This is a genomic window from Flavobacterium lacus, from assembly GCF_003268815.1.
GTDB lineage: Bacteria > Bacteroidota > Bacteroidia > Flavobacteriales > Flavobacteriaceae > Flavobacterium > Flavobacterium lacus.
Map to the genome: position 1 here is coordinate 1 of NZ_QLSV01000024.1, position 13,368 is coordinate 13,368.

The following is a 13,368-nucleotide window of genomic DNA, read 5'->3' on the forward strand; positions in this document are numbered from 1 at the left end:
AAGTACGTGCCATCTGTATTTCTAACCGCTACTTCCACATTATACGTCGTGTTGAACTGGATGTTGGACAACGAACTCATTCTGAAATCTCTAATTGGACGATCAATCGTTTGTACGTCAATTGGATTCAATGTATTCGTGATTCTGAATCGGTAGCCTGTTGCAAACGGTACAATGTTAGCAATAATTGAGTTATTCAAATTACTCAATGTAGTGTTACACTGTGAAGCCTGAACTTGTGTAGTAGTATCCGGTGTGGTTACTGTACAACCCGTTCCATAAAAAGATTCCCAAACATTGTTTCTTCTCACAGCAACTTCTACCATATAAGTCGTATTGAACGCAAAAGAAGTTAATTGTGTTAAACGGAATCCTCTCAACAATTGGTCAATCGTTTGTACTTCATTTGTAGTCATGTTAGTCACTCTGAAGCGGTAACCTTGTGCTCCGGAAACAATATTTGCATAAACAAAACTGTTGATTGCATCAAGAGTTACGCCACATTGAGAGGGCTGAACAACCGTTGTAGATGGACAACCTGTTGTAGTAAGCGCATAGCTATAAGTAGCTTCTCTTTCACAACCTAAAACATTCACACTAGACGCAGTATAACTAGTTGGACTAGTTGCTGATACTTTAGCGTAAACTGTAGTAGCACTAGCTCCTGTATATGGAACTGTTCCTGCTGCATCAGTATATAAATCCGTTGCAGGAGTCCATGTTACACTCGGAGCCGGTAATGCGTAGTTAATTACTAAAACAGCGGTGCCAAAAGTAGCGTCTATTGCATCACCACCATCATTAAAGGTCTCGGTAAGTACTAAATTAACAGTACCACTAGTTGCGGTAAAGCCAGTTACGTTTACTGTCGGGTCAGGTGAAATTAAACCTCCTGAACCTAATGTTGATATTTGAGTAGCTCCCAGTACATGAGCACCGGTAAGAGCAACACGAATTTCACTTCTCCAAGATCCATTGATTGCATTAACATTCGTAAACTGCAATTGAGCAGAAGTTACAATAGCTCCTGCAGGTATACCCGTGATAGTTGCTGGGAAAGTAGCCGCTACAGTACCGTTTGATTGTAAATTGCTTCCAAAAGAAACAGTAGTCGAACCGACAGAAGTAGCAGATGCCGTTAACATTTTTAACTCTCCAACACAAGCGGTAGTTGCACTACCTGAAGCGGCAATTGTCAATGGCCCATTTGCTGTAATACTAACCGTTGTGGTTGCTGTACTCGAACAAATGGCTGGCGAAGTTACAGTAACGGTATATACACCTGCATTGGCAGTGGTAACATTCGCTAACACAGGATTCTGCTCCGTAGAACTAAATCCGTTCGGACCTGTCCATGCAAAAGTTGAACCGGGAATATCCGATGTGGCTGATAAAGTTACTTCACCTCCCTCACAAGTTGTTCCGCTATTGGATGCGCCTGCTGTTGGAAGAAGATTAACCGTTAAGGAAACGGCATCAGAGGTAACAGCATCACCACATAATGGGGTAATTACTACATCATAAGAAGCGTCATCCGTTTCAGAAATGTTGGTTAATGCTAACGTAGCTGCAGTAGCTCCATCAATAGCAACACCATCTTTTCTCCACTGGTATGCTAAACTAGGTCCGCTAGCAGCAACAGTAAAAGAAGCATCTGTTCCTTCACATTGAGCCAAAGAAACCGGTTGTTCATCAATAACAGCACCACTAACCACATTGACAGTAATATCAGAGGTAAGTGTACATCCCGCAGAAGAGGTTACTACAACTGAATAAGTAGTAGTTTCCGACGGATTTACGGTAGGATTCTGAGCCGTAGAGGTGAATCCCTCAGGCGTTGAAGACCACGCATACGTATACGTTACTGGAGCAGTAGGGATAAATCGATAGATTTGACCCGAAGCCGGTTTAACACCAATATTATTTGTTGCAGTGGTAGTACTAACTGACGGTGCGGCAGAAGAATTAGATAAGGAAACAAAATTCGTTGCCGCAGTTCCCATCAAGCCAATAGAAGCACCACTAGAACCAGTAGGATTACCTCCTGCTTCCGGTCTGTACACATACTCGATTGTATTCGTACCTTCATATAATTTCACTTGGAAAGAAATACCTACAGTAGAATTCCAGTTCCACTCCATGTTTAACCATTGTACGGTTAACACTCGGTTTGGAGCAGTACCACTTACTTGGTAAGTTACACCCGAAGTACATTGCAAATCATCCCATAAAGGAGCAAGCGAAGTACGTTGAGTAGCAGTAGTGGTAGCTAAATCATTAAATGCTGCTGTATTCCCTGTTGGATTAAACACCATCAATCCATTAGAGTTCACTCTAAAGTTTGTATAGTTTGTTCCACCATAATTAAATGAGAAACCAATTGGAAGTAACCCAGAATTATTATCATCTGATGTTGCCGCCAATCCACTTGATGTTCCACCTACTAAGGGCGTAAACACACCACTGCTAGCCTCAAATCGGTATAATGCAGAATTAATTGGATAAGAAGGTAAAACTTGCGTTGGAACAATGCCTAATTGAACCGGATCTTCCGCACACACTTCGACTAAATTAGCCGTAGCATCACCAGTAATTTGTGAGCTTACACTAACCGTAACGTTGGTTGTGTTAGAACATCCATTCGCATCAATACCAGTAACCGTATAGGTTGTAGTGGTGGTAGGCGAAGCCAAAACAGTAGCACCGGATGTCGCACTCAAACCAGTGGCAGGAGACCAAGTGTAGGTCGCTGCACCTGACGCGGTTAAACTCACTGCTTCACCAGGTAAACAATAGGTGGCAGAACTTGGCGTTACTGAAATGGTTGGTTGTTGAACTGTTAACGTAACCACATCAGAGTTAACTGGTAAACACGGTGTGGTTCCACTTACTACAGCTCTATAATACGTTACACCAACAGGTGTAGCAGGAGTAACAGCTACGTTCAAAGAAGCACCTGTCCCTACATTGGTCCAAGTGTCTACACCGTTTGGTGAAGATTCCCACTGAATTCCCGTTGCAGCGCCAGCTGCTGTTACATTAAAAGTAGCCGCGGTAGCAACTCTACAAACTAACGCACTTTCTGGTTGTGAAGAAAAAGAAACTCCTTCGTTAACCGTTAAAGTAGCTGGGTTTGAAGTCGCTGCATTCGCAGGTCCTGTCACAACAGCTCTGAATCTGTAGGCATTGTGCACTAAAGTAATCGTAGATACCGATAATACACTAGTGTCAGAATCAGCAATAGTCATGCCGTCTAAATCACCATCGACAACCGGTTGCCAGTCGTCTGTACCGTCTGCATCATATTCCCAAGCATAAGTAATCGATTCTTCTAAATCATCTCCTGATCGCACTACAGTAAAAGTAGTAGAACCACCATCACATAGTGTAACATTCGATGGATCTGAACCGATTCCGGTATCACCAACATTTAATATTGAATTTGGAGTGGTTGTTTCAGTAGTACATGGTGCAACACCAGAAACTTCACAGTAAAATTCAAATAAATTCATATCGCCAGGAACACTTCCTACCACTAAAGAAGAAGTAGTTGAACCTGAGTAAGACTCACCAAACAAACTTAATGAATCATCTAATTCATAGGTATCAATACCATCAAAAGCAAACCATTGATAAGCAAGTCCTGAACCTGTAGCAGTAACGGAGAATGTTGCATCATTTCCGGTAACCACCGTTTGACTTGCTGTAAATGAACTGATAACTACCGGCTCATTTACATCCACATCATACGTAACCGTAGTAGTACAACCATTATCCGTTACCGAATAACTGATGGTTACACTTCCTTCCATAACACCCGTTACGGTTCCTCCCACAACAGTTGCCACAGCTTCGTTTGATGAAGACCATGTTCCTCCTGGTGAAGTACTAGCTAATAATAAAGTGCTTGGCATACATAAAGCTGTATCAGCTCCTGTAATAGGATTAACAACTGGATTTGCATTTACCGCTAAATCAGTTGAAGACGTAGCCGTTCCTCCTGGTGTAGTGACAGAAATAGCTCCTGTTGAAACACCTGAAGGTAAGTTGAAAGTAATTGTATTAACATCTACTACGTTAAATGAAACAGGTGTTGCTCCTAATGTAACCGAAGAAACATCATTAAAAAAGTCACCTGTAATGGTTACTAATGTACCACTTTCTTCACACACAGCTAAAGGATCAAATGAAACGATAGAAGGTGGCGGCACAAGGATACCAAAATTATCAATAGATAAATCAAAATCTCCGGTAATCAATGTTCCTGTAATACGTACTAAAACGTCTTGTCCAACATATGCTCCCAAAGAAACAACTCTAGTTGTATAACCTGCGATACCTTCATTGTTGAAAGTGTCAATCACTGTAAATGTAGCACCACAATCTGTACTTACTGAAACTTGAATAGTTCCTGAATTAGCTACAGTCGTTGGATATGGGGGTGCAAATCCGAAATCAGTTGCTTGATAATCAAAAACTACTGCTTGACCTGATTGAACAGGCCCGTGTTTAGCCGTTGTGATTTGACCAGTAGGCGTAGATGACCATAAATTTATTGATGCATTATCACCTGGATTACCCGTAGCACCGCGAACTGAACCAATACCAAAACCAGTTGTACTCCAACCTACTAAGGTTGAAAGGTCTGAGAAGTCCTCTGTGAATGGTACCGGATTTGGGTTTTGATTTACTTCAGAAGTATCTGAAAAATCTTCTAAACCACTAGCACTACACGTTACTTTTAAACGGTATAAAATAGTTGCTCCCACAAAAACTGGTGGTTGGTAAGTAGTTGTAGTAGCTCCTGTACCGCCTGTAGCGTTAGCCCAAGATGTACCACTATCAACTGACTCTTCCCACTGATAGGTAATACCTAATCCGTTAGTTGCGCCAGCAGCTGTAATTGGTGCTACTGGAAAAGCAGGACAAACAGATTGAGAAGCAACGTTTACTAGACCTCCTTCGGGAGTGCCTGAACAAGGTAATAAACAAGCCACATTTGCACTCCAACCTATACCGGTTACAGAGCTATCACTTGTGAACACCACAAATAATTGACCTGAAGGATGAGAGGATATAAACGGACCTGGAATAGTCGTTCCTCCAAAAGTCCCTAACAAAGGAGAGGCAGCAGTCGGTCCATCATAAACTCTTAAGAAATCACAACAAGCCTCTGTTCCAAAAGCGGTAAATGTTAATTGTATTGATTCTCCTGGATTCGACGGAACAAATAAATAACTTAAATTCTCTGAATTACTATAACTTCCTCCAGCTCCTCCGGAATCTACAAATACGTCGCCACAGCTAAACGGTGTTGTAAAAGCTGAGGAAGTACTCCAACTACTAAATTCACCACCACCACAATTTGAGCGAACGTGTAAATAATAATTTTGACCGGATGTCAACGATGTAGCTACTGCTGTTAAATCAGTAGTTGCCGTTCCGGAAGCCGGTGGTATAGCAGATGTTGTCACTGCCCACTCATAGCCATCAGCCGGAGCTGGTGAAGGAGCTGTCCAAGACAAATTACCTGATGTTGCAGATGTAAAAGCAATCGACAACGAACCCGGTGTACCTGAACAAGACGCACAAGTTCCTGAATAAACCGCCTGTAAAGCGATACCGTCTCCAACTACTGACCCATCGGAAAATAATTGTACTGTTAGAGCTTGACCAGGAGCGGAAACAATAGGAGTAATAGCTCCGGCAGCACTTAAGGTAGCCAAAAGCGTTCCGCCTGTTCCTATTCCGCTGTAAATTCTCAACCCATCACAACAGGTTTCAAATCCGGCAATAGAACCACTCAGTGTAATAACACCCGTACCGGAATTTTCCAATACAACAAAACCGGTGTTACCGTTGGTATATTGACCACTTGGACCGCCATTATCATAAAGCAATGTACTGCTACCACAACTCACAGTGGTTGAACCTGAAGCAGGGATATTTAAAGACCCACAACTGATTCCGTTAAAAGAAACCGCATTACTTTCGTTTGAAAGTCCACTGCCACTGCATGTTGTAACCAACCTATAGTAGGTTAATCCAGCTACGGAAGGAGTTGTATAAGAGGTACCGTTAGCAGATGGAATAGGTGACCACGCTGAATTATCAGGGGAAGATTGCCACTGATAAGAAATGCCTAAACCAACAGAAAGTCCTGATGAGGACAATGTTAACGTTTGTCCGGAACATCCCGAAGTAGTATTCGCTACTACTGCACCGGCATTAGGCTGCCCCGTACAAGAAGGAGGTGCTAACTGTGTTACAGAAATATCATCAAAATTCAAATAATAATCGCCTGACGAACCAAAAGTGGCAGAAAAACGTACAAATAAAGCTCCCGCCGGAGGGTTAAAAGAAGGCGTCGTAAAAGAAGCACAATTGCCTGAAGTGACATGATTAGACCCATTTACTGTAAAAACAGTGGTCCAAGGACCAGAAGCCGATGAACCATATTGCACATTAAAAGAACCCCAACCGGCACCTGTTCCAATAGTGTTAGCACTCCAGTTCGCTATTTTGTAACTAAATGTTACCGTTGTAGCTCCACCGGTAGAAGTTCCCACTGAGGGTGAAATTAATTGGCCTGTAGGAGCACTTGAATAAATGTTTCTTCGCATGGCTCCACCTGAACCACCACATGCAGTAGCTCCGGTAAACCTTAAAAAGTCACCGGTAAAACTACCCGCATCGGTGTTAAAATTTTGCGAGTAGGTAAACTGAGCCGTCACGTCCGACGAAAACAATAGACCAAGTACCAAAAATAATTGAACCAGCCATAACTGATATGGTCTTGTCTTGCACTTTGAACCTCGCTCACTTGCGGCCGGTTCCCGGGTTTTGAGCTGCGTCCCCAAACGCCAACTCAACGAATTGTAGTATTTAATCATAATTAAAAAATTGGTTTAAAATAAGTTAGTGAATATACTAATAATGTTAATAGGATGTTAAGCAAAACAACACAAATCGTTAAAAAGCAGGAATACTCGATAAAAAGCAATAGCATTACTTTTAACACCTTTAGCGAAAGAAATGCAATAAAAAAAGAAAACCCTTAGAAAATCTAAGGGTTTTGAATAAAAAAAGTGTATTTTTAGTAAGCCACTTTCTTAGTCACAACACTCCCCTCGAGGGTGGTGATTTGCACTAAAATAAGTTGGTTGGCCACGTTTAAATTAGCAAAATTTACTTCAGTGCCGTTGATACCTGTTTTCTCCGTAATTAGTCTTCCTCTTACATCAAATAAGCGAACGTCTTTCATGGCTAAACTACCCGAATTGACAAAAATAGTCGCGTTATTTTTGTAGACAACAATGGCGTTAGACGCTTCGATTGGATTATTTAAACTGAGTGTTTCATCCACAAACTGCACTTCAAAACGATCGTCAAACGTTCCAACTTCCGTGGTAAAATTATAATTACCTTCATTCAAATTGTGCACGATATTTAACCATTTATCCTCTAAGTAAATCGTCTGTCCTTCTGCAAACAAACCGTCAAAATTTTCTAATTCAATAGCAAAGTTACCCGGTATCGTGGTTCTAAATCCAAGGGGCACTTCATCGTTGATATCAAACGGTAACGCTCTACCCTGAATGGTTAGTTTTTTGGTTGCATTTAAAGAATACAGGCTCACCACATTACCGGCTTCCGTTACTTCCGCATCAAATCCATTATCCAACGCATTGGTGGCTCCCTGCACATAACCTAACAGCATTTGCTTATAAGCCCCTTGTTGGTTGATGATATTCAACCACATTCTGTGTTTTTCTACTACATTAACTTGTGGAGCATTCGCACTTCTGAAAAACAAATTATTTAATCCGGTTAAACGCATGGTATTATCAAAATTCACCGTTCCGGAAGCCAAACCTTGTACAAAGAATGCTTGTCCGGCAGCAATGTTACCGTTTGGAATACTGGTGTTTACCCCTGTGGTGGTAGCGGCAGTTCCTGTTCCCCCAGTAGCATTATAGGCAGCATAATCGTTCGCATTATATACATTGGCCGTTATGGGTGTATTGTGTGTCCAGAAAAAGAAGTTCCCTTGCAAAACAGTAGTGTTTGCCGCATACAATAAGTCAGCATCAATCGCGCTTGGATACGGATTTCCTAATAAATTTCTATTTTGTAGACCTGCAACCGTTATACTTCGCGAATAAGGACCATTATGCGGCACACCATAAAATCCACCGGTAAACACAGCGGGAACGGTAGCACTAAATGTACCGGGAGCTCTGATGATATATCCTCTTGCCGCCTCCATAACCGAAGCGGTACTGATAGTTTGCCAGGAATAGGTTGCGTTATTAAACACATAAAAACGATTGGCAGGTGTAGTGGGTGAAAAAGTCCCTAAGGTCTGATTTTGAACCGGCGATGACCAATAGGTATAATCATTTGAAACCACCGGCGTAGTGTTTCGTTCATAGCGAATAGACCCCGTATTCACAGCGTTAGTCAACTGAACTAAACTGGCATTATTTTCAAATACAACCGTGCTAGGCAAAGACGGACCGTCTACAACAAATTCATTTTCAACCGTAAGGGTAACGCCGGACTGAACTAGTAAAGTGGCACCGGTTAACACTTGAACGGAACACGCACTAAAGTTGGAAGAAGCAGTATAATTCCCTGCAATAATTACTCGTTTCGTGATATCCGGCAAACCATCACTCCACGTGTTTGTTCCCGTTAGTATGGTGGTATTGTAAGACACAGAAGACACTGTTGAATAAACCGGATTACAAACACCCGCACCCACAACGGCTCTAAAATAGCGAACGGTTGTAAACGTACCAAACTGTGCCGGCGTTAAGGTGGTAGTGGTATTGGCGATTGGCGTTACACCCACTGTAAAAGCAGCATCAGTGGCATATTCCCAACGGATGATATTGCCTACATGACCCGATAAGGTGATCGGTGTAAAAGAGGCCGTATTACAAGACACTTGATTGGCCGAAAGCGTCCCTCCTACTTGCGGTGTAACCACTACAGGAACCGTTGCGGTACTCACACAAAATGTGGGTCCAGGTGCAGTAGCGGTGGCGGTATAAACCGTATCAGCAGTTGGCATGGCATACACCACGCTGGTTCCTGTTCCGGCTACATAAGGAACGGTAGCTGCTGCATTGGTATATAGACCGGCCGCCGGCGTCCAAACAATAGCCGAGGAAGCACTTCCTAACACTCTAAAGTTATCAACAGCCCATCCCCAACCCCAGTTGGATTGGTAATTAAAACGAATTTGTATGGTGTTACCAACATAAGGGTTCAAATTCAAAAATGCCTGAGCAAAATTGGTTGGCGTTCCTTGAGTAGAAGTATATTGAACTAAATTTGTCCATGTACCTCCCCCATTTGTTGTAACTTGTACGTAAGCAAAATCTAGCGTCCCAATGTAACGGAAATAATGAAAGAAATTGAGTGTTGCCGAAGTGTAAGAAGTTAGGTCTATCGGAGGAGAGACCAAAGTTGTTCGTGTAACACTAGGAGAACCGGAGCCTTGAGCATCAGAATTAGACAAAACAAAACTTGTATTGTCATTACTAACGAGACTCGTATTCCAAATATTTCCGGTATTATATCCCGACGGCCTAACAGTCCAAGCAGGTGCTGCAGTATTAGAGCCTCCTGTTGATGCATTGGTAGTAGTAAACAATCCTAATCCGGAGTTAAAGTTTTCACCAAAAACAGTAATATTAGAAACAATTCCGCCGGCGGCATTTAACTGTATCGCCGGACCATTAGTACAACTGGCTGTTCCGTTTGGAGTGGCAATAGTAATTGGCGTAGGTGTTTCGTTGGCGGTGTAAGTAAAACTTACCGTATTAGTACTAAAACTGCCACTGGTTTGACTCGCGGTTAAGATAAAGGTGGTTGTGGTACTTGTGTTAAATGTATAGCCCGATACCGGATTTCCTGTAACACCCGCAGAAGGCGTCCAAGTATAGACATCAAAATCTGTTACGTTTGACGTTATGGTAACCACTGGCGAATTGGTTAAGCCACATTGAGCAGGCATTGTGGTTTGACTCAGTGTTAAAGCCGGTGGTGCTACGATTACATTAATGGTATAATCTTCATAGGATTGCCATGAATCAGTTCGACACGGATTAGCAAACGGTCCAAAATCAGTTCCTCCAATACGCATTCTTCGTGGCCCTAAAGGCTGTGTGAGAGGAACCGTGAAAGAAGCATTGAGTACACTTGGATTGGTAGTCCCTGATAAACCGGTGTACACTAACTCTCCGGCATCAAAAAAATCACCATCATTATTCCAATCCACCCAGATATGTGTATTGTAATCAAAGGGTGCGGTGTTAAATGTAATGGCTACAGGAACCGTGGCCCCTTGGGCCACATTGGTAGTTAAACCTGAGTAGTTACCATAAAAATTAGTAGCCGCTTCATTACCGGTGGTGTTATTGATACTTCCAAAGGTAACATTCGTAATTCCTTGACCATCAACAGAAGTTCCGGCAGGAATACAATAAACGGGTGGTGCTGGCAATGTCGTAAAAGTAGTGCTAGCTGACCATTCACCAAATTCTACTGGCCCACAAATACTTCTTACCCATACAAAGTAGGCAGTATTTGGTGATAACCCAGGAATTGAGGTTAAAGTTGTACCGGCGGGAACTGTTCCCGATGCCGGCGTACTATTTGTAGGTGCTACGCCCGTGGTATTAAAATAATAAGCATATCCTGCAGTTGGCGAAGGCGTTGGAGCCGTCCACGTAATGGTGGCGTTGTTAAAACTCACCAATACAGCAGGAGCCGTCAAGCCAGTTGGTCGCAAACAGCTTGAAAAATCTACAAACACATCATCCAAATACATCGAACCGTTGCTGGCAGCCGAATAGGCTCTGAATCCAAAATAATAAGTATCCGTAGTGGGTGCGGTGAAATGAACAATATTGCTTTCCGGAGAGGATTTAATTTCAGGGTGATTGTCTAATTGAATGGCTCCGGCTAAACCGGCTCCTGTTCCTACGGTTCCGTAGCGAACTTCCATTCTGTTCGTGATAAAGGTAAACTCCGAAGAACCTCCATATAAATATTGAATACGATACGTTGTCCCGGCAGTTAAGGCAACTGGCTTGGTAATAAACCATGTATTGGCCGTATTGGCGTTAAATACATACGTTAGATGCTCGTCAAAATAACCGGCTCCAAAATCAGCACCGGTGGTCACCCAGTTATTACCCAATCCAACATTATCATTAACCGTACAAACCGGTAAACCGGGAACGGTAAACCCATCCGTACCGGGATCAAATGTTAAAAAATAAGGCACCGTCGTAGCGGCACAAGGTAACGTAAACGTTGGCCCTGTTATCCAAGCACTGTTGCTGCTTCCTCCACAAGTAGAGCGAACATATAAAGTGTAGGTAAATCCTTCCGATAAACCGGTTGCTGTAGTGGACGTTCCGGCTAAGCTTCCGCTCGTAGCAAGACCAACAGGTCCTGAACCGCCGGCTCCACTTCTGCGTATTTCATACTGATACCCTGCCGGAGCAATGGTTGGAGCTGTCCACGAAATATTGGCGGTAGTACCCGTTAAGCCGCCTGCCACTAATGCTGTAGGAGCATAACAAGGTGGTGTCCATTGCATGCGGATAACCGTACCGGTGTAAGAATTATTTCTTAAATTTAAACCACTTGTTGCTAATGGACCGGCTGTTGTAGAGGTATAAGCGGCTGTATTTGCTGCTCTTGTACTAAAATCTGTGTTATTCAAACCTCGCAAACCGCATTGACCAACAAGATTTGTTGTTCCTGTTGGCAAGGGTTGTACATCATGAATAATCTCTACAATATTTGAACCTTCATATAGTTTAATCTGAAAATTCAGAAGACCTGAATGTGGAGCTGTTAAATTAAAATACCTCGTCATATTTTCAAACTGCACAGTAAATACTCTACTCCCTACTGCACCGGATGTGGTATATTGAACACTGGAAACCACTCCCGGATAAATGGGTGTAGAACCAAAACTGGCATGCACCAAACTGGCTCTGGAATAACCTGCAATAGCTCCATCATATCGCCCTGAACCGGTAAAACTAAGCGGATCGCCTTGTGCGATTGCAGGGTCAATTGTTCCTCCAAAATAGATAAACCCATTGGAGTGTACTTTTACTTGCGTAAAATTTAGACCGTTGTAATTGAAATTAAAACCCAGGGGTATTTCAGAACCAATTAAGGTACGTTCCTGATAAATGGTTGCCCCAAAAATATCTGTTCCGGTAATCGGTGTATAGACTTCTCCATTTACCACGCCATTAAACTCTTGGTAACCGTAAGCGTTCACCTGAGCTTGGGTGCTAAAGGACAACAACAACAAGAGTCCAACAACCAAAACGCGAAGTGCGAAGGCTGTTTTTTGGAATACGTTTGTTTGGTTATTTTTTAAAAGTAAAGTTGAATTCATAGTCATTTATTTTTGGAAATTCAGTTTTTAATTTTTTAGTTTCTGTATTCTCGTGTTAAAAAAACGTAAAATCAATTCAAACACCAGACTACTGTTTTCTTTCTGTTAATTTTGGTAAAAATCGACAATCATCACAAATCATCGACGAATTACAATCAGTAATAAAAAGTGTTTTAAATTTCTGACTAAAAACGGTTGTATTTCGTTTAAAATCAGCTACCTAAAGTCCCTTTTTTTTACATTCTTAGCAACAAAAATACATTTTTTAATGAATAATAGTCATTAAAAATGGACAAATTATCAACACAATGAAATTGTTCTGTTAAAAGTGAAGTACTTCACTTACCATTTTTGAACAAAAAGATAAAAATAAATAGAAATGTAAAGCGAATGTTACTTTTTCGATAAAAAGCGTTAAAACTCGTTGAGGGGAAATTGAATACTGCTATACAATCCGATAAAAGAGATAAATAGCTGAGTTGGGTTTTTGTTTTTTTCCTTCCCCAACCTAAAGAGTGGAAAAAAAACCATACTCAAAACAAATAAACGCTTACGATTAAATAGAAATCCCCTACTGAAATACAATCTGATTTTGCTACTGCCTAGGCAGGCCGGGACAACAAAATCAGGTGGGAAAACTGTTTTGTTTTTTTCTTTTCCCCGACCCGCCGCGGCGGGTGGAAAAAAACGGTACTCAAAACAAATGAAAGGTTACATATCAATGAAATTCACTTCTGAAATACAATCTGATTTTGCTCCCTTTAGGGTCGGGGCAACAAAATCAGTAGGAACAATTAAATTCACAACTGAAATACTGTCTTGTCCTGAAATAGATTTACACAAAAGTGTAACTTATGAAATCAAATCAAAAACTATTTACAACACAAACTAGACATTTATTTTCTGAAGAATATCGGAGAATGATTTGT

General features: G+C 41.8%; 2 protein-coding genes. Both read right to left on the reverse strand.

All coding sequences use genetic code 11. The features are described from left to right. On the reverse strand, nucleotides 1–6,893 hold a 6,893-nt coding region (locus B0I10_RS15390), incomplete at its 3' end, for a CUB domain-containing protein (protein ID WP_146740387.1). A 203-nt stretch (nucleotides 6,894–7,096) separates the two neighbouring features. Then, nucleotides 7,097–12,439: a GEVED domain-containing protein gene (locus tag B0I10_RS15395; protein ID WP_181456976.1), complete on the reverse strand. Its 5,343-nt coding sequence runs from the start codon at nucleotides 12,437–12,439 to the stop codon at nucleotides 7,097–7,099. Nucleotides 12,440–13,368: the final 929 nt, after the last annotated feature.